Annotated in this window: 22 protein-coding genes; 7 read left to right on the top strand and 15 right to left on the bottom strand. The window is 62.2% G+C overall.

The window, feature by feature from the left end; translation table 11 throughout:
* Nucleotides 1-21: 21 nt before the first annotated feature.
* Nucleotides 22-996, bottom strand: a complete 975-nt coding sequence (locus I6E60_RS00625) for a 1-phosphofructokinase family hexose kinase (RefSeq protein WP_197178344.1) — start codon at nt 994-996, stop codon at nt 22-24.
* A gap of 158 nt (nt 997-1,154) precedes the next feature.
* On the opposite strand from I6E60_RS00625, the gene I6E60_RS00620 reads away from it, so the two are divergent.
* The 3 genes from I6E60_RS00620 to I6E60_RS00610 are packed head-to-tail and all read left to right on the top strand — an operon-like array spanning nt 1,155 to nt 3,721.
* The gene (locus tag I6E60_RS00620; protein WP_307841761.1) at nt 1,155-2,075 is read left to right on the top strand and encodes a metal ABC transporter substrate-binding protein; all 921 of its coding nucleotides are present in this window, start codon (nt 1,155-1,157) and stop codon (nt 2,073-2,075) included.
* Between the two features lie 3 nt (nt 2,076-2,078).
* Complete coding sequence (locus tag I6E60_RS00615; protein ID WP_197178342.1) at nt 2,079-2,948, top strand: metal ABC transporter permease; 870 nt, start codon at nt 2,079-2,081, stop codon at nt 2,946-2,948.
* Nucleotides 2,945-3,721, top strand: a complete 777-nt coding sequence (locus tag I6E60_RS00610) for a metal ABC transporter ATP-binding protein (RefSeq protein WP_197122021.1) — start codon at nt 2,945-2,947, stop codon at nt 3,719-3,721. The genes I6E60_RS00615 and I6E60_RS00610 overlap by 4 nt, the downstream gene beginning before the upstream one ends.
* Nucleotide 3,722: 1 nt before the next feature.
* Here the strand turns inward: I6E60_RS00610 and I6E60_RS00605 are convergent, their stop codons facing one another.
* Nucleotides 3,723-4,034 (bottom strand): hypothetical protein, encoded by a 312-nt coding sequence (locus tag I6E60_RS00605; protein ID WP_197178340.1) that lies wholly within the window; start codon nt 4,032-4,034, stop codon nt 3,723-3,725.
* Between the two features lie 258 nt (nt 4,035-4,292).
* Here I6E60_RS00605 and I6E60_RS00600 point away from each other — a divergent pair, with 258 nt between their 5' ends.
* On the top strand, nt 4,293-5,288 hold the full coding sequence (locus I6E60_RS00600; RefSeq protein ID WP_197178338.1) for a hypothetical protein: 996 nt from the start codon (nt 4,293-4,295) through the stop codon (nt 5,286-5,288).
* A 74-nt stretch (nt 5,289-5,362) separates the two neighbouring features.
* Here I6E60_RS00600 and I6E60_RS00595 read toward each other — a convergent pair whose 3' ends face one another.
* Nucleotides 5,363-8,374, bottom strand: coding sequence for a cell wall-binding repeat-containing protein (locus I6E60_RS00595; RefSeq protein WP_197178336.1), 3,012 nt, complete (start codon nt 8,372-8,374; stop codon nt 5,363-5,365).
* Nucleotides 8,375-8,885: 511 nt separating this feature from the next.
* Here I6E60_RS00595 and I6E60_RS00590 point away from each other — a divergent pair.
* The 3 genes from I6E60_RS00590 (at nt 8,886) to I6E60_RS00580 (ending at nt 11,200) form a co-directional block, all read left to right on the top strand.
* Nucleotides 8,886-9,251 carry a cupin domain-containing protein gene (locus I6E60_RS00590; RefSeq protein ID WP_197122009.1) on the top strand — a complete coding sequence of 122 codons (366 nt, stop codon included), beginning with the start codon at nt 8,886-8,888 and terminating at the stop codon, nt 9,249-9,251.
* A gap of 219 nt (nt 9,252-9,470) precedes the next feature.
* Nucleotides 9,471-9,932, top strand: a complete 462-nt coding sequence (locus I6E60_RS00585; protein ID WP_197178334.1) for a hypothetical protein — start codon at nt 9,471-9,473, stop codon at nt 9,930-9,932.
* Between the two features lie 80 nt (nt 9,933-10,012).
* Nucleotides 10,013-11,200, top strand: coding sequence for an MFS transporter (locus I6E60_RS00580; RefSeq protein ID WP_197178332.1), 1,188 nt, complete (start codon nt 10,013-10,015; stop codon nt 11,198-11,200).
* Nucleotides 11,201-11,235: 35 nt separating this feature from the next.
* Here the strand turns inward: I6E60_RS00580 and I6E60_RS00575 are convergent, their stop codons facing one another.
* From I6E60_RS00575 to I6E60_RS00520, 12 genes are all read right to left on the bottom strand, one after another.
* Complete coding sequence (locus tag I6E60_RS00575; RefSeq protein ID WP_197122001.1) at nt 11,236-11,604, bottom strand: hypothetical protein; 369 nt, start codon at nt 11,602-11,604, stop codon at nt 11,236-11,238.
* A 45-nt stretch (nt 11,605-11,649) separates the two neighbouring features.
* Nucleotides 11,650-12,006: a cupin domain-containing protein gene (locus tag I6E60_RS00570; RefSeq protein WP_197178330.1), complete on the bottom strand. Its 357-nt coding sequence runs from the start codon at nt 12,004-12,006 to the stop codon at nt 11,650-11,652.
* Nucleotides 12,007-12,010: 4 nt separating this feature from the next.
* Entirely contained in the window at nt 12,011-13,870 is a 1,860-nt protein-coding gene (locus I6E60_RS00565) for a YhgE/Pip domain-containing protein (protein ID WP_197178328.1), read from the bottom strand.
* Nucleotides 13,867-14,574 (bottom strand): hypothetical protein, encoded by a 708-nt coding sequence (locus I6E60_RS00560; protein ID WP_197178327.1) that lies wholly within the window; start codon nt 14,572-14,574, stop codon nt 13,867-13,869. Before I6E60_RS00560 ends, I6E60_RS00565 begins: the two co-directional genes overlap by 4 nt.
* Complete coding sequence (locus I6E60_RS00555) at nt 14,574-15,287, bottom strand: TetR/AcrR family transcriptional regulator (RefSeq protein ID WP_197178326.1); 714 nt, start codon at nt 15,285-15,287, stop codon at nt 14,574-14,576. Before I6E60_RS00555 ends, I6E60_RS00560 begins: the two co-directional genes overlap by 1 nt.
* 124 nt (nt 15,288-15,411) lie before the next feature.
* Entirely contained in the window at nt 15,412-16,839 is a 1,428-nt protein-coding gene (locus I6E60_RS00550) for an FAD-binding oxidoreductase (protein ID WP_197178325.1), read from the bottom strand.
* A gap of 33 nt (nt 16,840-16,872) precedes the next feature.
* Entirely contained in the window at nt 16,873-18,534 is a 1,662-nt protein-coding gene (locus I6E60_RS00545) for an amidohydrolase (protein WP_197121989.1), read from the bottom strand.
* 55 nt (nt 18,535-18,589) lie between these two features.
* Nucleotides 18,590-19,432, bottom strand: a complete 843-nt coding sequence (locus tag I6E60_RS00540) for an ABC transporter permease (RefSeq protein WP_197121987.1) — start codon at nt 19,430-19,432, stop codon at nt 18,590-18,592.
* Complete coding sequence (locus I6E60_RS00535; RefSeq protein ID WP_231601081.1) at nt 19,429-20,379, bottom strand: ABC transporter permease; 951 nt, start codon at nt 20,377-20,379, stop codon at nt 19,429-19,431. Before I6E60_RS00535 ends, I6E60_RS00540 begins: the two co-directional genes overlap by 4 nt.
* Before the next feature lie 23 nt (nt 20,380-20,402).
* Nucleotides 20,403-21,584 (bottom strand): spermidine/putrescine ABC transporter substrate-binding protein, encoded by a 1,182-nt coding sequence (locus tag I6E60_RS00530; RefSeq protein WP_197121986.1) that lies wholly within the window; start codon nt 21,582-21,584, stop codon nt 20,403-20,405.
* Nucleotides 21,585-21,597: 13 nt separating this feature from the next.
* Complete coding sequence (locus I6E60_RS00525) at nt 21,598-22,770, bottom strand: ABC transporter ATP-binding protein (RefSeq protein ID WP_197121984.1); 1,173 nt, start codon at nt 22,768-22,770, stop codon at nt 21,598-21,600.
* A 247-nt stretch (nt 22,771-23,017) separates the two neighbouring features.
* Entirely contained in the window at nt 23,018-23,455 is a 438-nt protein-coding gene (locus I6E60_RS00520; protein ID WP_197121981.1) for an Lrp/AsnC family transcriptional regulator, read from the bottom strand.
* Nucleotides 23,456-23,475: the final 20 nt, after the last annotated feature.

The raw sequence follows: 23,475 nt of genomic DNA, 5'->3' as shown, positions 1-23,475 counted from the left end.
TTATGCTCCTCTTCGTTTCGCCTAATAGCGTGTGGCCTCCGGAAGCACTAGTTCGAGAGCTTCTACTTCCTTAAGGGCACACATCTCGGTCGCCGGAGTCGCTGCCGTTGCGCTGCCCGCAGCGACAGCAGAACGGAATGCACGTTCGGGATCTTGTCCCTGTGACAGTCGCCACACAAACGCTCCCAGAAATGCATCACCAGCACCGACAGCACTCTGCACCCGCACCGTGGGCACTGGTAGCCGGATGACGCCGGAGGCGGAGGCGAGCACGGCGCCGGCCTCGCCAAGAGTCAAAGCAACGAGTTGGGCGGAGCCGCGAGCGACAAGCTCGGCGGCGGCATCCACTTGACTCTGTTCGGTGGTGAGCTCTCGGCCCACGAGTTCGCTGAGTTCGCGGAGGCTCGGCTTCACCAGGTAGACACCTTCGGCGAGGGCATCGGTGAGCGCTTCGCCAGAGGTGTCGATGATCGAGCGTGCACCCTTCTGGTGCGCCAATCGTGCCACTTGCGCATAAAAATCTGTCGGTACTCCGGGCGGCAGACTGCCGCTGGCCACAACATAGCCACCGGGAATGATCGCTGCTTCTAGCGTTGCAAGGCAGCGTTGCCACTCGGCTTCGCAAAACTCTGGGCCCTGCAGCACGAACCGAAACTGTTGGCCCGAATCGTTTTCGTCAACGGTGAAGCTCTCCCGAGTTGTGCCGGCAATGGGCACGGCGAGGCTGGGCACGCCTTCTGTCTCGAGCAATTGTTGGTAGGTGGCTCCCGTGAGGCCACCGGCCGCGTAGATGGCAAGGGCGTCCCCGCCGAGTTTGTGGATGGTGCGCGCCACATTCACGCCGCCTCCGCCGGGGTCGATGCGGCTGGGGCCACAGCGCATCTTGTGATCCTTGATTACCCGTGGAGTCGACGTGCTGATGTCGAGCGCAGGGTTGACCGTCAGGGTCACGATGGGACGCGCGCGGGGTGACAGCGGGGGAGTAACGGATGACATGGTCTCCACTTTAGGTCGTCGTCACTGTCGGTGGGGAGGCGGATAACAGGCAGTGAGGAAACATCCGCGAGTAGACTTGATGGTGGTGAAGGCTCCGGCTGAGATCATCCCGGAGCGGCACTGTTTCGCTCATTCGAACAGAGGCGGGGATTGTGCGCGTGGCCACGGTAGCTTCCAGCATTGCGGTGGTGACGTGCCTTGCTCTCGCGGGATGCACCACTGCCGCTTCCGACGGCGGCGACCCTGTCGTCGTCGCGACCACCACTATCTTGGGCAGCGTGGTGGGAGATATCACCGAGTGTGCCGGCGGAACAACAGAAACTCTGATGCCGGTCGGCGTTGACCCCCATGACTTCTCCGCGTCGTCTGAGCAAGTTGCACACATGGCGACGGCTCAACTGGTGGTGGTGAATGGCCTCGACCTCGAAGGCGGACTAACGGATGCCATCGCCAGTGCCGAGGGTGAAGGGGCTGAAGTGATGGAAGTTGCGCCCCTCATCGATCCGCTTCCTTTCGGAGAGCAGAGCAGCTCAGACTCAGATACCGCCGGTTCGCTGGACCCACACTTTTGGAATGACGTTTCCCGAATGGCGACGGTGGCGACTCTGGTGGGCGACAAGCTCGCCGAAGTGACCGGCGACGACGCCTACGCTGAATGCGGCGGCGAGGCGCATGATGCTCTTGAGGCGACCGATCAGCAGGTGCGCGACATCCTTTCGGTGATTCCTGCGGAGAGGCGAGTGCTCGTGACCGACCATGAAGCGTTCGGCTATTTTGCGGACGCTTATGACTTTGAGATCGCTGGCGTTATCGTTCCCGGCGGTTCGACGCTAGCGGAAGCGTCCTCGCAAGAACTGGCTGACTTGGTCGAAGTGATCCAAGAGAAAAACGTGCCAGCGATCTTCTCCAACGTTGCTCTCTCGAGTGCGCTCGTCGATACCATTGCGGCCGAGGCTGGCACCTCTATCGAGGTGGTGGCGCTGTATGTCGGCAGCGTTGGCTCAGCGGGTTCTGGCGCTGAAAGCTATCCCGACATGATGACTACCAATGCTCAGCTGATCGCGGATGCACTGGGCTGAGTGATGACCCTCGACTGGTTTATCGATCCCTTTGCGCTAGGTTTCCAGCAGCGTGCCCTGCTGGGCGGGATCATCGCGGGCCTCATGTCGTCCGTTGTCGGAACGTGGCTTGTGCTTCGCGGAATGAGCTTTTTCGGTGACGCTTTCGTTCACGGCATTGTTCCCGGAATCGCAGCGGCCGTGGTGTTCGACTTCAGCCCAGTGCTGGGCGCAGTCATCGCCGCCGTCGTGATGGTGGCCGGAATCGAACTGGTGCACCGGCAAACGGCGCTGCAAGAAGACACCGGAATTGGACTACTCTTCGTCGGAATGCTCGGGCTGGGTGTCGTCATCATTTCTAAGAGCGATGCCTACTCGGGCACTCTCACGAGCATCCTGTTCGGCGATGCCTTGGGTGTGGCGTGGAGCGACCTGCTTGCTCAAGCGATCCTTGCCGTCGTGGTTGTCGCGTTGTCGGTCGTGCTCTACCGGCCTTTGCTCGCCCTCTCGTTCGATCGCAACAAGGCCGAAAGCCTGGGCATGAACCCCGGGCGCACCCACTCCCTCCTCTTGGCGCTCATCGCTGCTGCGGTGATCGGAAGCTACCAATCCGTGGGCACACTGCTGGTCTTGGGGCTGCTCGTCGGACCACCGGCCACAGCAGCGCTCATCGCCCGCACCGTTCCAATGATGATGGGGTTCGCGGCAGTAATTTCTGTCGTCTCCGTGTGGCTCGGACTGCTCCTGAGCTACCACCTCGGAACCGCCGGATCCGCCACCATGGCGATCGTGCCCGTCGTGTTCTTCTTCCTCACCCTCACCATCACAGTGCTGCGCCGCCGATTCCACCGCAGTGTCCGCGCGGCCACAACTGCAGAGGAGGTAGCACGATGAGCGAAACCTGCGCTGCGCGCGCGAGCGATCTTGTGCTCGCTTACGGTTCCTACACCGCTCTGGCGGCATCCTCGTTTGAGATTCCCGCGGGCAAGGTCACCGCTGTCATCGGCCCCAACGGGTCGGGCAAGAGCACGGTGCTGCACGCGCTCGCCGGATTGATCAAACCCAAGCAGGGTGACATCGAGGTGCTCGGCGATACGCCTCTCGCGGCCCGTCGGCGAGTGAGCTACGTGCTGCAAACGGTCGCGATGCCCACCGGAACGCCCATCACCGTGCGAGAAACCGTGGCCATGGCCCGTTATTCGAATCTCGGGCTGTGGCGCCGATCCACCCCCGCCGATCGAGCCAAAGTCGACTGGGCCATCAACGAACTCGACGTGAACGACCTTCAGCGCCGGCACCTCGGCGAGCTTTCTGGTGGCCAACGGCAACGGGTTTATATGGCGCAGGGCATCGCTCAAGACCACGACCTACTGCTGTTGGATGAGCCCCTCACCGGACTCGATCTGGTCTCTGCCCGCACGATTGATCGCATCATCCATGCCGAACGAGACAACAGCCAGACCGTAGTGCTCACCACCCATGACTTGGACGAAGCTCGCGCTGCCGACCACGTGCTATTAGTCAGTGGTCGTGTTGTTGCTTCCGGCCCGCCGGAAAAGGTGCTGACGCGTCACAACCTAGAGGTCGCTTATGGGCTCGGTGCTCTGCATGAGACGACCCACGGGTTTATCGATGACCCTCATCGGACCACCGATCACCCGAAATGAATCAACTCTCGGTGGAAGGGACATCCATTCCGAGTTCGTTCAGAGGCGAGTTATCGACGGGCTCCGGCAGGTGTTCAACAGGGCAGTCGAGAAGCGTCTCCGGCGTCGAGTGGTCGATGTAATGTTCTGACATTGGCCGCCCACACACGGGACACACGGCGTCCGCAACCTTCGAGACCACGGCGTCGTAGGGGCCCACATCTGGTATGCCCAGAACGGGAAACAGTTTGTGGTTCAGCCAATCGATGAATCTGACGTAGCCGTCCAGACCAGATTCTTCGCCCTCGTCTTTAGTGTGCTCATGTTCGCTCATAACCTCAGCGTAGCCACGGGTCTCGACGAGCGTAAGGGGGTAGTTCCCCGTGTTTCACACGCGTTCCGCAGCGGCCTCGTTGGCACTGGCGCATTGCCGAAGAACTGCTGAGCGGTGAGGCTCACGTTGGCGCGCAGCGACGGGCACGCGCGCTCATGTTGTCGACGACGGCTTTGGCTCCACACCCCGCCGTCAATCCTTGAATTTCGTTCTCGAGTAAAGCTTTATTCTGCGGGCTTCGAGATTTAGGCTGACGTCATGCCTCTGGATGCTCGCACGCTTCTGTCGGGACCGCGCGGTCGCCGCCTCTGCCTTGCTGTGGCCGAGCACGATCCGGAGGGGGTAATCCCGGCAGCGGCATCGCTCGGATACCTTCTTTTCTATGCCGCCCATCATCTGGAGAAGGCACGAGGGCAAGGGGGAGCTATCTTCGGCTGGGGCTTCCCTGATCCGCTTCCCGAGCCAAGCGTCGAGGACATTGCCGATGCCCTCGACAGGATCCCGCTGACCTCGATCGGTATTGCCGATGCCCTCGAAGCCTGCGCTGCTTCTGTGGACAGCGCACGCTATTGGCAGGAGCCCGATGGCACAGACCAACTTCTAGCGGACACCCGTCTCGACGGCTCATTGATGCGCGTCGCGGAGCACATCGTGACGTCGCCGACGATCGAGTGGTGGAGTGCCCCCATGGAGCCGCAACAGTGGGTGGTCAATTTTCGAGATCGCCCCACAGGCCCCACCGCTGATGATTCGGGTGGTTGGTGGTCGCGGCCACCGTTCGGGCTCACCGCGACAACGCGGGCGCTGCCAGGGCTGGGCCCGGTCGGTCTTTGGCTGGTCGAAGATCGCTCTGACGAAGAACCGGCGGATACTCGCTTGCTGACCGACGAAGGCACTCCGCGCGTGTTCGAAATCGTTGCCGCAGAGTCGTGGGCCGAACTCTGCCGGAGGTACCCGCTCGAGATCACCGCTACCCGGCGCCACGATTGGTACCGCGCCACCGGCCGCAGCGGCAAATGGATGATGCCTGACTGGTCGCGGGTCGCCAACGATTTCGACGCGATGCACCTTACTCTCGCCGCCTATCTTTCTGCCGCAGGAGTCGCTATCCCGCTCGACGACGACTTCGCGAGTGTCATTGCCGGGTGGAACCCCGACGAAACCTACTGGTTCACCGATGTCGTGACGCATGCGGGTTCTGATGCGACGTGGATGCGAGACGAACAGACAGGACGGTGGCGGCAGCTCGGTTAACCGCGCTCTGCACAAGCAAAAGGAGTGTGTCCCGCACTGGTGCGGACCACACTCCCTTTACTGCTTGTGCAGTGTTAGCTGCAGACAGTCAGGCTTGCCACTGACGAGGTGAGCACTCCCGTGCCACCGAGCAGTACTACCTTCGGGTTGTCTAGATTGGTGATCGCTGTCAGGACTGACTGCGGCACGCAATTCGATGGAGTGATGAAGAGCGGAGCTTTTTGTGATCCTGCGAGAGCGGCACCGGCGAGAGCATCCGCAAACCCGGAGCCTGTAGCGAGATAGACGGTGCTCGCTGAAGAGAACTCGTTGGCATTGATCGCAACCGCGGTCGCGTAGCGGTCGGAACCACTGTTGCGCTTGACGGTCGAGAAGTTCGTCTTCAGGTTGGTCAGGATGGCGCTAGAGACAACGCCACTGCCGCCGGCGATCTTCACCGAGGTCACTCCCAGAGACTTCAAGAGCGTTACGGTTGCCGCATCAACTTTGCTTGCGTTGCCAGGAATCAGCACGACTGGACCACCAAGGTTGGCGGCAGCAGGGGTTGCTGTGAGCGCATCCGGGAAGTCGCTACCGTTGGCAACATAAGCGGTGGTCACGGCTGAGGCCGGGAACGTTGCTTGTGCCAACAGTCGCGATGTTGCGTAACGGTCAGCGCCGCCAATGCGAGTCACCGACGGGTTGAACGACAGCGACTGAAGGCTCGCCTTCACACTGTTCGAGACGGCGCCGCTTCCTCCGACAATGATGATCTTGCTCGGCTTCAATCGCAGCAGTTCAGCTTTAGCCGCGGCAGACAGTGACTTGGGGTCAGTCAGCAGCAGCGGGGCATCCTTGTAGGCAGCAGCAGAACTCGCGCTGAGAGCGTCCGCGAAACCAGCGCCCGTGGCAATGTAGACAACGGAAGCGCTGTCCCACTCCTGAGCAATCTCAGCGGCAGTCGCGTAGCGGTCGGCACCAGAGAGGCGCGAAACAACGATGCGGTCGTTGACTACTGAGCTCGTTGTCGGCGAAGTCTCGGACGCACTGGTGTAGCCCGCGAGGGAACCAGTGACAGTGACCGTAATCTTCTTGCCGAGCTCCGCAGCCGCAACGTTGTATGTTGAGCCGGTTGCTCCCGAAATTGCGGTGCCGTTCGCTTTCCACTGGTACGTGAACGTCACGCCGGTGGATGGCATCCACACGGTAGCTTTCGGCTGCGCCGTAAGAGTTTCCCCAACCATCGCGGTTCCAGAGATTGCGGGGGCAGCCGCAATTACTTTGAGGCTGAAGCTGTACTCGGTGGTGCCCCACGTCAGGCTCGAGACTTGTGCAGCATGATCGGCCTGAATGCCGAAAGCAGTGCCCAGCGCGTTGTCTTGAGCGTTCAGAGCATCGAGGATGTCGCCGAGCGCGTACTCCGTGTTGGCCACAATTGCGGTGCCGATGTTTTTGCTCGACTTCCACGGGTCACTGAGGTTGAAGGTGTGTTCTCCGGCGTCCAGGCTTGCGGAACGGATGGTTCCCCAACCGATAGCTCCGTCGTGCGTGAAAGCAACCTGGTAGGTGATGAGGCCACTATCCACGGTCACCGCAGCGTGGCGGGTGAGTTGCGCGTAGAGGTCGCTGCCGTCAACCGGAGTTTCTAGACCTTTGAGAATCTGAGAGTGTAACGGGCTTCCGAACGAAAGCACATCAGCCGCAACGGAGAAGGACTTCGACGTATTGGCATACCCCTCATGCCAGGTGGTGTAGTTCGCGGGGGTTTCATTGAGTGCAATCTCGTCGTACGCGACCACAACGTGATCAGTGGTCGCCTCCGCAGCGGTGGGCACGAAGCTGTAGTTCGTGTCGTTGAACACCAAGTCTTGAACGACAGCCGAGCTATCTGCCTGCACGCCGAAGCCCAGAAGGGTGATGTTCCCTTGAGTGCCAAGGAAGGCGACAAGGTCCGCGATGGTCAAGGCGTTCTCCGGGTTGAACGTCGAGCCGTTAGCCAGCTTGAGCGGTCGAGATGTAACCCACTTGTCGGTTACATCAAAGTGATATTCGTTGCTAGACACCAACGAAGTTGAGCGAACTGTCGTGAAGTTCGCGGCGGTGCCATACGTAATGGGAATCTGGAAGGTCACCTTGCCCTCAAGAACATTGATGCTTGCACTCGTGATAAGTGCTTCGAGCTCCGTGGCGGTAACAGGCCCGGGGGTTCCCAGCATCACCTGCGACGGGGTGCCGTCACCCAGGTGCAGTCCATCAGCCTCAGTCGAGTACGCCCGCACAGTGTTGCTGTTGTAGCCCTCATGCCAGGTCTCGTAGTTGTAGCTGGCGGAGGCGGGATCGGAATCCTCGAACGGTGCAATCTCGGAGTCGTCAACGGCGACGGTGGTGGAGGCCGAATACGCGTTATCGACGCTGAAGCCGTAGCTCACACAACCTACTTCGATGGACTCGATAACGGCATCACCCAGAACGCCTGAGCCGAGGCTGTAGCCGATCTGGAGTACGCGAGCATCCGGGAATTCCACGAGCCACTCATCGAGTGTGCCGTGGTAGGCGCTCCCGTGACCGCCCGAAGTGTCGGGGGCGTTGTCTTTAACGAAAGCTGCCGCGCTGTTCGGCACCCAGAAATCGCTGCCGTAAAACGATGGTTCGCCGACCAAGATTCCGTCAGCAGTGCCATCGTTGTCGAAGTCCGTGATGAGTTGGAGGCTAGGAACGCCACCAGAGTTCGACACAAAGTTAACCACCGGCACTCCGGCATCCTTGAGCGCAAGATCGACTGACTTGTACGCGGCTGCTTTGTCAGCGGAGGTCGCGCCTTCGGTCCACACGTGAAGTCCCGCGGCTGTGAAGTCATTGTGACCCTTAGCGCGTGTGTCGGTGAAGGTCCAACCCTGAGAAGTTTGGTTAGTAGCGATAGGGCCGTTAGTCACTGCGGCGCATGCCTCGGTGGTGGGCACGGCTGCTGCGGTGGCGGGAAGCGCCCCAGTTACAGAGACTCCGATCGCTAGCAGCGCGGTGGATGCAACAGCGAGGAGCTTCTTCGCGCTCGCTCTCGTGAGGGCTGGCCGATTTTGGGCAGGCGGACGTTTATGGGTCAACAACATGAAACTCTCCAGATTCGGGTTCGGAGGGTGAAGGGGTAAATCAGGTCGTGCAGGTAAGCCGGGTAAGGCTGGTAAATCGGGTAAAACGAATCGACGCACAGAGATCAGCCATGCACGGTACGCCGAAACCCTATCGCCGGGGTTCTCGGGGCAACAGAGGAACACAAAGTGGTATCGAGGGAAACTCCGGAAAATCAGGGGCATTTGCAAAGTGGTATTTTCTCAGGCGATTCATAGCCGAGCCAAAGTGGTCTACGGGCTGCCTCCAATCGGTGTGAGCTGAAGCACCACGGGGTTCGATGTTGGCTCCAGTTCAGCGCAGTTCGGGCGATTTCTCAGCGAGACCGAAAAGCAGAACACTTTTAGCGGTGGACAAACTGGTCTACCCGGTCGTGCTCACTCGTAAAGCGAGGGGTAGACAAAGCGGTCGGATGAGGAGTATGAACCGCGTCCGATATCTGTCGCGGTGGCTCTTACTCCTCACCGATCAGCGTCCCGCTAGGGTTGGCGCATGTCAGCCGCCGCATCCAGCCTCACCGCCGCCCTCGCCAGCATCTCTGAGCATTGGCAGCCACACCGTGTTGCACGCGTCAATGACCACGACGTGAAAATCGTGAAGTTGCAGGGCGAGTTCGTGTGGCACTCCCACCCCGAAACAGATGAGCTGTTTTTGGTGGTGGAGGGGGAGCTCACCATCCAACTGCGGGACCGCGACATTGTGCTCGGCCCCAACGAACTGTTTGTGATCCCGCGCGGCGTTGAACATTGCCCGAAGGCGGAGCACGAGGTATCCGCCGTCATCATCGAGCTGGGCGGAACAGTGAACACCGGCGACGCTGGCGGCGACCGCACTTCTGCGCTCCGCGAGCTGGGCTAGCTGATCCGTACGCTCGCGTCGAGCAATTCGGTTGTTCTGTCCATCATGTGCTCCGCTTCGTAGGGTTGCTCCTACTGAGTACATGTCCGACTGCACTATCGCTGTCCACGTTTGCGGCGATTAATTGTCGCTTGCCCATTAGTCGCTCGACATTTTCTCGACTTTCGGCCTAGCCTACGGGCGGGGAAGGGGCTTACGAACGATCGCGAGGATTTTCTCATGTCACAAGACTCGATGACTGAGGTGGCGGAGTCGGCCGACCTGTCGCAGGCCAAGGTGATTGTGGCGCGTACCCAACAACTTATTGTCACGGCGGCGCTCGCGACGGTCGGCTACGGCGCATTTCTTCTCGTGGGCAAGGGAATTTGTGCGGCCGCGCTCAATGGCGAAGGCGGCTTCGTCGACGCGGACCGCAACGTCGTCGTCAGCGTGCCGCAGTGCGTCTCTCTGGCTCAGGCGCCCAGCGGCGTCATCTACTTCGCGATCGCTGTCACCACAATTATTGCGATCCGCACAGTGAAGCGCCGTGCAAGCACGGTTGCGGACGCGATGCGCTATCTCGACCGTGCCGCCGCAGGCATTGTCATTCTGACGATCGCATCCTTGATCATCAGTTATGCCTGGTTCTCGCTGCTTCCGAGCGCTGACTGGGATGGCGGCGGCACGTTCCTCTTCCCGTGACCCTCGGCGCGGTAGACGTCGACATTTCGCCAATGCCGCTGCCGTAATTCGCGGAGGAGGGTTGCTGAGAGAATTGGCCCATGACCGCTCCTGCCACTCCGGCTCGCCTTCGCGCCGCCACGATTGCGACCTTCGTCGTCTTTGGAATCAACGGGTTGGTGTTTGCCAGCTGGGCGGCCCGTATTCCGGCCGTCACCGAGACGCTGGGCCTCACACCGGGTCAGATGGGCGGACTGCTGCTGTGCCTCGCGGTGGGTTCTCTTGTCGCCCTCCCGACGGCGGGCTACATCACCGAGCGGATCGGCGCCGCCAACACGGTGCGCGCCGGGGGATTGTTTGCCGCCCTCGCCGGGGCAGGCATTGCGCTCTCGCTTTCTGCTGAGACCACCGTCGGCACCGCAATCTCTCTCTTCGTTTTTGGCATCGGAATTGGGCTCTGGGACGTCGCCATCAATATCGAGGGCGCCGACGTTGAACACAGGCTGGGGCGCACCATCATGCCGCAGTTGCACGCCGCTTTCAGCGGGGGAGCATTCCTCGGCGCCATCATCGGCGCGGGCCTCGCCAACCTCGGCGTGGGGCTGCCGGCGCATCTCTTTGTCATCGCCGTAGTCGTAGCGGTGGCGACGCAATGGCTGCCGCGCTACTTTGCGCCGCGCATCCCGGAGCCAGCTCAGCCCGAGAACGACGTTGCTTCGCCGAAAGTGCGCAGCGCCTGGAGCGACCGCCGCACCCTGCTGATCGGAGTAGTCGTGCTTGGCGCGACCCTCACGGAGGGTGCCGGAAACGACTGGATCGCCAAGGCCGCCGTCGACGGACTCGAGGTCACCGAAGCCAACGGTGCCTTCATGTTCGCGACGTTCGTGCTCGCGATGACGGCTATGCGCTTCTTCGGTGGCCGGGCGATCGATGCTTTCGGTCGGGTTCCTGTCTTGCGGGGCAGTATGGCTGCCGCCGCCATCGGTCTCACCATCTTCGTGCTCGCGCCCACCCTCTGGCTCGCCCTGATCGGGGTCGCCCTCTGGGGGGTCGGGGCCGCGCTCGCCTTCCCGATGGGGATGTCGGCAGCAGCCGACGACCCCAAAAACGCTGCGGCCAGAGTGTCTGTCGTTGCCACTATCGGCTACGTGGCATTCCTTGCCGGGCCGCCACTGCTGGGCTTCCTCGGTGACGCCGTCGGAATCAGGGGCGCTTTGCTCGCGATCGGAGTGCCGATTGTGGTGGCACTCGTGCTTGCCGGCGCAGCGAAACCACTACCGACGAAGTAGTTCAGTGCCCGCGCGAACGCCGCCGGGGAGTCAGCTCAGGACTTAACGGCTTCGTCGACGATGCCGACGAAGCGACTACCGATGCCGTCGACCTCGGAGCGGAACACGCCCTCAGCGGGAGCGGGAAGCTCATCCGCGTCATGCCAATCGCACGTGAGATACGTGAACGCTGGCCACCACTTCTTGGGGCGAGCCGCCTCCGTGAAGCCGCAGACCGTGCAGGTGAGCTGCATCCAGACGGGGCGCTTGCCGGTGCGGTTGGCGAGCGACTGAACCAGCCAGGCTGGCGGATTGGCTTGCAGCTCTTCGAACTCGGCATCCGACATGCGATTCGGGAGGTCATGCCGTCTCGCCATCTCCAAAGGAATGTCGAGGCGGAGTGCAACTTCCCGGCGTGTGATCATGCTCCTACGGTACGCGACGCAGCCGTGCTCGGCGGCGCACGCGAGCTAGCTGATGTAGATCTTGCGCAGGGTTTCGGTGATGGTCCAGGTGGTCTGCATGCCGTCGGTGAGCCGCACGACATCGCCGGGGACCACAGCGATGGTTCGATCATCCGCAGCGAAGTGGATGCTGGCGCGCCCGCTAATGACAACAAAGACCTCATCGACCTCGGTGTCTGTTGCGGTGCCCACGGTCATTTCCCAGATGCCGATCTCGCTGTCGCCGAGGGTGTCGAGCACGGCGTAGCCCGCGGTGGGAGTGCCCTCCACCACTTCGTCGGCCCCGAGGGCTTCGTGGGCGATGGGAACGGCGCTCGCCGCAAGGGGCGTGCCGGGGCTGAGGAGTGCTGCGGGTTCGGTCATGGGCTCAGCCTATGAGACTGGGCTGCAGATCGCGCAGGGTGCGGCGGTGGGTCATGCGTGTCACTCCGATGGCTGAAAGGATGAGCGCGCCACCGAGCCAGGCGCCGAGCACGAGAGCGTCGGTGCCGACTCTGGCAAGGTCGCCGCCGTACATGAACTGGCGCATGGCATCCACGACGTAGCCCATCGGTAGAACGTGGTGCAGGGCAGCCAGCGGTGCAGGCAGCGTTTGCCACGGGAAGGTGCCGCCGGCGGTCACGAGTTGCAGCACCATGAGCACGAGCCCCAAGAATTGACCGACGGAGCCGAACCAGATGTTGAGTGCCAGAATGATGGCCGCGTAGGTGAAGCTTGCCGCGATCATCACCCCGAGGGTGCCGAGGGGATGCGTGAAGTTGAAGCCGAGAGCGATGGCGAGAATGCCGAACAGTGCCACCATCTGCAGCGCGCCGAGCACGGCGGGTGTGAGCCAGCCGGCCAGGGTCACACGAATTGGTGATCGCAGGGCGGTGACGGCGCGCTTGGAGACGGGCTTCACGATGAGGAAGAGGGCGTAGATGCCGATCCAGCCCGCCAGAGCCGTGAAGAACGGGGCAAGGCCGGCACCATAGTTGCCGGCGGTCGTCACAGCGCTGGTCTCGACCGCGACCGGGTCAGCGATCGTTTCGGCCTGAAGGGCTCGCAGTGCTTCGCTCGAATCGGGCAGTTCCTGGACGCCGCTTTCGAGCCCGTCGCGCAGTTCGGCGGTGCCGTCAGCGAGAGTGCCGAGCCCGTCTTTGAGGGTGCTCACTCCATCGCTGAGTGTTGATGCTCCGGATGTCGCAGAGCCGGTCGCTGTGGCAATCTGCTGCGCCCCCGAGGCGAGCTCAGCTGCGCTACTCGCGAGCGTGTTCGCGCCGGCGGCAAGTTCATCGACCTGCGACACCGCGGACTGCACGGTACCGTTGCCCGCCGCAATGCGATCACTGAGCGGGTCGAGCGCCGTGAGTACGTCGTCAATCTCGGTCGCGTCGAGCCCCTGCTCGGTGAGCGCGGTCACGAGGTCGGCGCGAGCGGTGGGCAGGGCATCTGCGATGTCCTGGGCAGCCGTGCCCGCGCGATCGGCGTACCCGGCAAGCTCGGTGTTGCCGGCGGCGACCTGGGCTGCTCCGGCGGAGAGCTGGTCGGCTCCGCTCGCGAGGGTGTCGGTGGCGGCGCTGAGCTCGGTCAGTCCCGAAGTCAGAGTGCTCGCGCCATCCGAGAGCTCACCAGCACCAGAGACGGCGTCGTGCGAGCCGTCGAGAAGTTGGGAGGCGCCATCGGCGGCATCCGACAGCTCCGACCGGATGTCAGAGATCGCCGTCAGCAGAGTGCCGGCCGCTTCTTCTCCCACGAGTTCCGCTACCGACCGCCGGATCTGTTCGACGGCCTGTTTGCCGATCGTGGACGCCAAGTAGTTGTTGGCATCGTTGGTTTCGAGGTCGATCTCAGCCTGATGCGGATCAGTGTCCGCGATGGAGGTGAGGGCATCCGAGAAATCGTGCGGAATGGTCACCGTGAAGTCGACATCGCCGTCGGCCAGCGCCGTCTCAGCGTCGCCGGGGGAAAGCACGTGCCATTCGAAGTCATTGCCCTCGAGCAGATCGTCGGCGACTTGCTGGCCGTAGTTCACAGCCTCGTCATCGCCGTCTGCGGGCACACCATCGTCGTTGACGACCAACCCGACCGGCACTTCAGCAAAGCTGCCGTAGGGGTCTTGGTTGGCCCACAGGTACACGCCGCCATAGAGCACAGGCACCAGCATGAGCGCGAGCAAAGCGAGCATCGCCATGCGTGACGAAGTGAGTCGTCGCAGTTCAGCGGCGATCATTGCGGGAACCTTCATGCGTTGTCTACTCCTACGCCGCCGCCACTTTGGGCCCAGGCAGCGCTACGTTCGTCAAAAGCGCCCAGGCTGTTGCGCAGGGATGCTTCGGCAGTTTCGGCACGCTCGATCACATCGGCGTGGGTGATGGCCCATTCGGAGGCGCGACCGGCGACCGCGAGAACGGCGAGGCCGCGATCAGCAAATTCGCCGAAGAGGGTCCACCAGTCGAGGGGCTGGCCGCCATGGCGGTCGGGCGCGGTCACGACGAGGGCTTCGACGTGGGGGCGCAGAACGGCTAGCTCGCACAGCACCCGCAGTCTCGTGATCGGCTCAATATCGGCTATCGCGGTCGAGGCAAGCGAACGAAAGCCTGCCGCGTCGAGCCAGCGCCGAGCCGAGATGGGGTCGGCGCGACGGCCAGCGAACATCAGCTCTTCGGCGACGACACCGACGAGTGGCACTCCAGCATCCGGATCAGAAACTCCGGGCGCGTCAACGAGAGCGACGCTGCGGCGGAGAGCACGGGCATCCGCTCGACCATCGATCGTGACGGTGCCCGAGTCTGGCCGCATGCGACCAGAGGCAATAAGGCCGAGCACGGTCGGGCGCTGTTCGGTTTCGGCTACCGCTAGCGTCACTTTTCCGCTTTCAAAAGTGATGGATGTCGCGGGCAAGTCTTCGGCGTCGTGACCCTTCGTCACTCCGCTCAGCTCGACGCGCATCAGCGTTTGGCCCCAGCGGCGGGAGTATCGCCGGCAGCGGGAGCAGCGCCGCCAGCAGCCGGAGCGACGTCGGCAGGGGCAGCGTCGCCCGCGGCGGAATCGCCGAGAATATCGGGATGCTCCGCGAGCAGCGCAACAGTCTCGCGCCACGAGAGCCCCGCCATGCTGAGCGTGGTGCGCACCGCGAGGGAACGAGCTTCGGGCAGTGTCGCATCAACGCGAGTGATCGCGGCGCGCGCAGCCTCTTCGACGAGGCGGGCGAGGGTGGTGACATCCACATCGGTGCGGAGCGTGCCGTCGTTCTGGCCGCGCTGGAGGATGGCGGCAACAGCATGCCTTAGCGGCGCGAGCGCTTTTCCGGTGGCTTCAAGGTGAGCGTCATCGAGGGCGATGGAGGCGGCAACCTGCACGTGGGCGGCCTGTTGCCACAGCAGTGACGTGAGGCGGGCAAGCGCGACTTGAGCATCGGTGTCGGTGACGTCGCTGGCGATGCGGTTGAAACGTTCGGCGCCTGTATCGATGATTTCGGCGAGAAGTGCGTTGCGGTCGGCGAAGTGGCCGTATAAAGCGCGGCGAGAGAGCCCGGCACTGCGGGCGATGGTGTTGATCGACGCCTGGGGGTCGTGGGCAATAGCGGCGGTGGCGGCACTGAGAATGCCGGCGCGGTTATCGACTGCGTCCTGTCGCGGGCGACGGGGAGCGGAAGTGGTCATGCAGCCACTGTAATAACTTGCACAGTGATGTGCAAGTTATTACAGGTGACTGACAGGTGCGGTCGCGCGAGGCGTGTTGTTGCGCGACCGGAGCCGCGAAAGCGCCGGTCGCGCGAACACCTCGCTAGGAGTCGAAACCGAGCCCCAGAGCATCCAGCGTCTTCAGAATCACATTGCGGCGACCCTGATTATGGTCGGCCTGATTGAGCGACCAGCGCGTGGCCTGAACGCCCATTGACGCGATCGGCTCGGGCGGGAACGGCAACGGCATCTTCTTCACCATCTCGAGCTCGGTGCGCTCGGTGGTGAGACCGTCGAGCTTGTCGAGCATCACCTGCGCGGCGAAGCGAGTCGCGCCAACACCCAGTCCGGTGAAGCCGGCCGAATACGCAACGCGACCCTTGCGGGCCAGTCCGAAGAACGCACTGAACTGAGTCGACGCGTCAATGGCCCCCGCCCAGCGGTGGCTGAACTTGAGGCCTTCAAGCTGCGGGAACGTCGTGAAGAAGTGGCTCGCGAGTTTCTCGAAGCTCTCGGGACGGTTCTCATACTCATCACGGACTTTGCGGCCGTAGTGGTAAATCGCGTCGTAGCCGCCGAACAGAATGCGGTTGTCGGCGCTGAGGCGGTAGTAGTGAAACTGGTTGGCCATATCGGCGAGACCCTGGCGGTTCGACCAGCCGATCGAGGCGAGTTGCTCCGGGCTCAAGGGCTCCGTCATGAGCACATAGTCATACACGGGAACCGTCTGCAGGCGCGCACGCTTGAGCAACGACGGGAAGGCGTTAGTCGCGAGCGCAACCTTGGCGGCGTGAACGCGACCATGCTTGCTGTGCACGACTGCGGCATCCGTCGGGCCACCGGATGTCGCGACTTCACGAACGGGCGAGTTCTCAAAGATCTCAACTCCGAGTTCGATCGCGACCCGCGCCAACTCATGAACGAGCTTGGCGGGGTGAATGATCGCGTTGATGCGCTTGTTCCAGATGCCAGCGAGATACGTGGGCGAGTTCACTTCGGCGCGGATCGCGGCCTCGTCGAGAAAGACGGTGTCGGCGTCGGTCGTGGTCTCTTTGAGCCACGCGATCTCGTGTTCTTCGATGGCGAGGTCAAGTGAACCCGTGCGCTCGAAGTCGACATCGAGTTTGAGGGTCTTCACGGTCTCCTCGATCTCATCGAGGTTCTGCAGGCCGAGGCGTTCGAGCTGGTTGTACTCTTTTGGCCAGCGGCTCAGACCGTTCTCTTCGCCGTGGGTGAGGCTAGCTTCGCAGAAACCGCCGTTGCGGCCCGAGGCAGCCCAGCCGAGTTCGCGGGCTTCGAGCAGCACAACGCGAGCGTCAGGGTTGCGCTGCTTCGCGAGCACCGCGGTCCAGAGGCCGAGATATCCTCCTCCCACAATGGCGAGGTCAGCGGTGACGTCTGACTTCAGCGCGCTAAAGGTGGGGGCGCCGGTGACGTCATCGATCCAGAACGGCTTCTGCAGCGAGCCCTCAAGGGCGTGGCTGATGACGGATGCCGCTGGCACATTTCTTTCGAACACTATCTTGCCCATGGGGCACTTTCCTCTCTCGCCTGATGGCGAGTTTTATGGTTGGGCGGGCGCGCGGTACACGCGCTCGCCTTCGACGAACGTCTGCTCGGTGCGGGTGCGGCCGATGTCGGCTTTGGCACCCGCGAAGGGATTGCGATCGAGAACGACCAAATCGGCGAGCTTGCCGACCTCGATCGTGCCCGTCTCATCCAAGTGATTAGTGAACGCGCTGCCTGCGGTGTAGGCCGTCATCGCGGTGAGCAGATCGATGCTCTGTTCGGGCAAGAACGCGTCGTACTCGCCCTCTTCGTGGCCGGGAGCTGCCAGGCGATTCACGGCAACGTGGATGGCCGCCATCGGGTCGGGGCTCGATACCGACCAGTCGCTGCCCGACGCCAAGTGCGTTCCGGCGCGGTGCAGATCCGCCCACGGATACTGCCACGAGCTGCGCGGGTCACCCAAGAACGGCAGGGTCAGGTCGACCATCTGCGGTTCGAGCGCAGCCCAGTACGACTGCAGGTTGGCGGTGACGCCCACCTCAGCGAAGCGGTGGATGTCATCCGGGTGCACGACCTGAAGGTGCGCAATGTGGTGACGGTTGTCGTTGGGGCCGTTGATCGCTCGCGCGGCCTCCACCGCATCGAGGCACTCGCGCACGGCGCGGTCGCCGATGGCATGAAAGTGCACTTGGAAGCCGAGCGCATCGAGTTCGGTCACGTTCGAGATCAGCTGTTCGGCATCCACGAAGGAGATGCCCGAGTTGTCGGTGTGGTGACCGCAGCCGTCGAGGTAGGGCTCCAGCATGGCAGCCGTGAAGTTTTCGGCAACGCCGTCTTGCATGATTTTCACGCTCGTCGCGGCGAAGCGACCAGCGGCGTTCTTCTCGCGGCGCATCACGAGCTCGGGAATCTGTTCAGGGCCACGCGTGCGATCCCACCAGAGGGCCCCAACCACGCGAGCGGTGAGGTCTCCCGACTCAGCCGCAGCCATGTACGCGGGAGTGGCGTCGCCGGCATCCCCGTAACCACCGAGGATGGCGTCTTGCCACGCGGTCACACCGAGCGAGTGCAGATACTCCTGCCCGATCATGAGCGCGCGCGTGTAGTCCTCGGGCGAGGTTTCGGGCAGCAGCGTGTTCACGAGCGCCATCGCGCCCTCGTGCAGCGTGCCCGTCGGGTTGCCGTCGGCGTCGCGCTCGATGCGGCCATCGGCGGGGTCGGGGGTCTCAGCCGTGATGCCGGCAAGCTCAAGCGCGCGAGAGTTCACCCAGGCACCATGACCGTCACGGTTCGGGATGAATGCGGGCCGGTCGGTAACAGCCAGGTCGAGATCGGATGCCGTGGGCGTGCCCCCGGGAAAGGCCGACATGTTCCAGCCGCCCCCCAAAATCCACTCGAGCTCAGGGTTCGCCGCGGCATAGTCCTTCAGCCGCGCTACATACTCATCGCGCGTCGAGTCTTGCGAGAGGTCGCAGCGGATCAGGTCGAGCCCGCCCCACACGGCGTGCACGTGAGCATCCTGAAATCCGGGGATCAGCAACTTGCCATCGAGGTCGATGACCTCGGTGTCTGGACCGATAAACGGTTGGATGTCGGCGTCGACGCTGCTGAGCGCGATGATGCGGCCGTCGCGCACGGCCACGCTTCCGCGGCAGGGCTCATCGCCGGTAGCCGTGAAGACGGGGCCACCGGTAAAAACGAGGTCAGCAAACGTCATGGTCGTGCACCTTCTGGTTCATTCGAACTGCTGCGGTCAGGAGCGGGGGAGCGACCTAGCCGCCACCAACGGTCTTCGCGATGTCAGTGGCAGAATCGCCAGCTCGACGCAAGACGTAGGCCACGAGGCCGAGAGCCAGAAGCGTCAGCAGCAGCATGATCGTCGAGACGGCGGCAATTTCAGGCCGCAATCCGGTGCGCACGGCACTCAGCACATAGACAGGCCACGGAGTGGAACCCGAGACCTGAACGAAAGCCGAAACGATTGTGTTGTCGAGGCTCAAGGTGAACGAGAGCAAGCCGCCAGCGAGAACGGCGGGCATCACCAGCGGAAGAGTGATCTGCGTGAAGCGCTTGAACGGGGGAGCGTAGAGGTCAGCCGCGGCCTCCTCCAAGCTCTCATCGATCCCGACTAGGCGCGAGCGCACAATGTACGCCACAACGGCGGTCGCGAACAGAGAGTGACCAACGACGAGGCGCACGATTCCGTTGTCGAACATGCTGAGGCCGACATCCTGACCGAGGAAGACCATCCACGGCAAGAGTGAAACGGCATCCACAATTTCAGGGGTGACGGTAACAAGCACGAGCAAAATCAGGAACGCGGGTGCCCACTTGCCGGCCCGACGAGCAAGCGCAACGCCCGCCATGGTGCCGAGAGCGGTCGCGATGAGTGCCGCAATGAAGCCGGTCTGGATCGACACCAGCACGGCATCCGTGATGGCTGGTTTAGTGACGATGGCGGCGAAGGAGCCGAAACCGAACTCATCCCACGCCACCAGAAGGCGACCCTCGTTGAACGAGTAGATGATGATGACGGCGATGGGCGCAAAGAGGAACACGAAAACGATCACGGCCCAGACCTTGAGCGACACGTCAGTAAGTGTCAGGCGGTTCATGATTTGTCTCCCAACACGAGGCGCTGGTTGGCGCGAAGCGGCCAGGCCGCAAGCCACGCCACAAGCGCCGCGATGCCGACTGTGGTCAGGATGGTAAGCACAAGCACGACGGCCATGGCAGAACCGAGCGCCCAGTTCTGGGCGGTCTGGAACTGGTTAGCGACCATCTGGCCAGCCATGTTTCCCTTTGCTCCACCCAGAACGGTAGCGGTGATGTAGTCACCCATGAGCGGGATGTAGACGAGCAGGATGCCGACGACGATGCCGGGCTTCGCGAGGGGCAGTGTCACGTTCATGAACGTTGACCAGCGCCCGGCGCCGAGGTCTTTGCTCGCTTCACGCATCGGCAGCGATACGCGGTCGAAGGCCACGAACATCGGCAGGATCATGAGCGGCAGGTAGTTGTAGACGACACCGATAAGTACGGCGGTGCGGGTGTAAAGGATTTCGAGGGGCTCGTTCAGCATGCCAATCGACTGGAGGGCTTCTGAGAGGATGCCGCTCGGCGCGAGGATGATCTGCCAACCGATAGTGCGAACCAAGAAGTTGGTCCAGAACGGGATCATGACCATCGCGAGCAGAATTCCGCGGCGAGCGATGGGGGCTTTGAACGCGAGCCAGTAAGCGAATGGGATGGAGATGGCCAGACATATCAGGGTGCCGACCACCCCCACCCACAGTGTGTTTTGGAACGTTGTAAAGAACGTCGGAGACAACGCCTCGGCGTACCGGTCAAACGACAGCACGTCATTAGCGTGGGTTCCGAAGATGCCCGGTTTGTATCCGAAACTAAACCAGACCACGAGCGCGACGGGCGCGACGAAGAAGGCGAACAGCCACGCCCACGCCGGGATGGCGAGGGCAAAGCTGGGCAGCTTCAACCAGCGAGGGCGCTTTGATGGCGCCTTTCGCGGTGGGGCCGTTCGGCCTTCAACGGTAGTGGTCATAGTAAATTCCGGATGGTCGCGGGTTAGGCGCCGGCCGACGCCTTCGTCTTGTCCCAAATTTCGACGATGCGCTGCTGCGCGTCGCCGATGGCTTGAGTGTGCATGGTGCTGATCTGATCTTCATCGAAGAAGACGAGGTCGAGCATTTCGAGGCCCTCGGCACGTGCTGTGTCCTCGATGCCCGTTCCGCCGGTGTGGTAGCCGATGTAGTCGAGTTCGCGCAGCGATGCCTCTGGTGTGAGCACGTAGTTAATGAAAGCGTGAGCCGCTTCAGGGTTGGGTGCGCCCTCAGCGATAGCCCAGTTATCCATCCACAGTTCAGTGTCGGGGGAACCGAGCACCCACTGCCAGCGGTCGGGGTCTTCGCTCTCCATGATGCCGATGCGAGCGTCACCGTTCCACGACTGCATGAGCATGTGCTGCGCCTGCGGAATAGCGGCACCACCGGGGTAGGAGTCGAAAGCGGAGATGTGCGGGGCGAGCTGAGTGGTCAGGAACTCTTCCGCGGCAGCAAGGTCGGCCTCGTCGGTGGTGTTCCAGTCGATGCCGTTAGCCCAGTAGTAGATACCGAGCAGGGGAGCGGGGTCGTCGAGCACCGAGGTCTTGCCACTGGCCTCGTTCTGGGCGGCGTCGATGAAGTCAGTCCAGTTGGTGAGTTCGCGAGTGATCTTGGTCTTGTCGTAGACGAAACCAGTCGTGCCCCAGGCCTTGCAGATGGAGTACTCGTTGTTGGGGTCCCAGTCACGACCAAGGAAGTCGGGATCCATGTCGGCGATATTCGGGATGAGGTCGAGGTTGAGCTTGCTGAGCAAGCCGTTCTCGATCATCTGCGGAATGAACGGGCCGGTCGGAACGACGATGTCGTAGCCACTGGTGCCGCGCGCAGCAACCAGCTTCGAGATGAGCTCTTCGTTGGAGTTGAAGGCATCGAACGTGACCGTCGGGCCCAGCTCGTCAGTGAATTCACTGACCAGATCGGGGTCGTCATAGTCACCCCAGCTGTAGACCGAGAGGGAACTTTCAAGATCACCGCCGGTCGCCTGGGTCGCCGAGCCAGTGTCGGAATCTGTGCTGCACGCGGCTAGAGCGGCAGCGCTTGCTGCGGCACCCGACAGCGCGAGAAAGCGACGACGGTTCAGTTCGCTCTTCATGATCTTCGTTGCCGCGGTAGAGGCAAGAATGCGAATGGGCTGTTCGTGGGACATCGGGCTGCTCCTTCTAGAGAGAAATTGAACTGGTTGGTGGGGCTGGGTTGGAGACCGCGCGAGCAATATCGGCCTGAGCCTGACTCGCCTGATCGCTCGGGAAAAGATGAACGGATGCGGTGTCCCAGGTGCACAGCACTGAGTCGCCGACAGCCAGACGTGGCGCGTTCGGGCGCGGAACCCGAGAGAGCAGCGTCTGGTCGTTTCCGATCGACACCAAGAACTGAAGCGTCTCTCCCTGATGGGACACCCCAATAACCTCGCCGCGAATCTGGTTCGCAGCAGTGCTCGTTGAATCTCCGGTGGCGAGCGCAACAGCAACAGCTTCGGGACGCACGGCGGCCTGAGCATCCATGCCGGCCGCGAGATCTTCATGGGGACCCGAAGCGTTAATAATTCCGAACGGCGACTCCATGACAGACAGATCGTTTGTCATCGTGCCTGCGATGAAGTTCTGCTGACCAATGAAGCCAGCAACATAGGCGCTCGCCGGCGAATCGTAGATCGAGTCGGCGTCATCCAATTGCTCGATGCGGCCCTTGCGCATGATCGCGATGCGGTCACTCATCGAGAGCGCTTCGCCCTGGTCGTGCGTGACGAAAATGAAGGTGATGCCGAGGCGGGACTGCAGAAGCTTGAGCTCGATCTGCATTTCTTCGCGCAGTTGGCGGTCAAGTGCACCGAGGGGCTCGTCGAGAAGAAGAACGGCGGGGCGGTTGATGAGGGCCCGGGCGAGCGCGATGCGCTGCTGTTGGCCACCCGACAGTTGAGTGGGCTTGCGGTCGGCGAACGAGCGCATCTGCACGAGATCGAGTGACTCAGTGACGCGCTCGCGAATCTCAGACTTGGGAGTGCCCTTTTGGCGAAGACCGTAGGCCACGTTCTCGGCAACACTCATGTGCGGGAAGAGAGCGTAGGCCTGGAACACCGTGTTGACGTTGCGCTTGTGGGGAGGAATGCCCACGACATCCTGCCCAGAAATGCGGATGCTGCCCGAGGTCGGCTCTTCGAAGCCCGCGAGCATGCGCAAGGTCGTCGTCTTGCCGCAGCCCGAGGGGCCGAGCAGAGAGAGGAACTCACCGGGGCGCACGTTCAAGCTGATGTTGTCGACAGCGATAGCGCCACCAAACTTTTTGGTCACGCCCTCAAGGACAACAGAACCCTCTGGCTCGCTAGCGCCGGTCATTTCTGCACTGGACCCTCCCGCGGCTGAACCTGCGGGAGCTGTGTTCTGGGCTGACTCTGTCACGACGCTACGTACCTCCAAGATCGCGAAAAGTTATTCGCAACTGTTGGTGTAGTCAACCGGAAAAACCGGCGAGACGCAACGGTATACATGGTTAAGATCGTGTTACAGAACGGATTTCGTTGTTATTGGGCGTTTTTAGTGCGTAAATCTATGAGATTCCCCAGAACCACGACGGGGCGCATCGTTACTCGTAGCGTCGGTGAATCAACCGCGATAGAACGATGGAGCTGCGAGTGTTGTCGATGTTCGAGGCGGTGCGCAGCCGCTCGAGGGCAATTTCAAGCGAGTGGATGTCGCGCGAACGCATATGAACGACAGCGTCGGCAGACCCACTGACTGTTCCGGCATCCACCACTTCGGGAATGGCGCTGAGGATGCGTTTGAGTTCCTGCGGAGCGACGTTGCCACGGCAAAAGAGTTCTACGTACGCTTCGGTTCCCAAGCCATCGACGGCGGGATCGACCTGCACGGTGAAGCCGCGGATGGTGCCGTTGGCAACCAGGCGGTCGACGCGCCGTTTAACTGCGGAGGCCGAAAGCCCCACGGCTTCCCCTATATCTCCATAGCCTGCGCGGGCGTTGAGGCGGAGCATGTCGATGATTCCTGCGTCCAGCTTGTCCATCTCTTCAGCGTACGGTGGAT

The sequence above is a fragment of the Salinibacterium sp. SWN167 genome (genome assembly GCF_015864665.1).
Taxonomy (GTDB): domain Bacteria; phylum Actinomycetota; class Actinomycetes; order Actinomycetales; family Microbacteriaceae; genus Rhodoglobus.
This window is presented reverse-complemented; position numbering and strand designations above follow the sequence as displayed.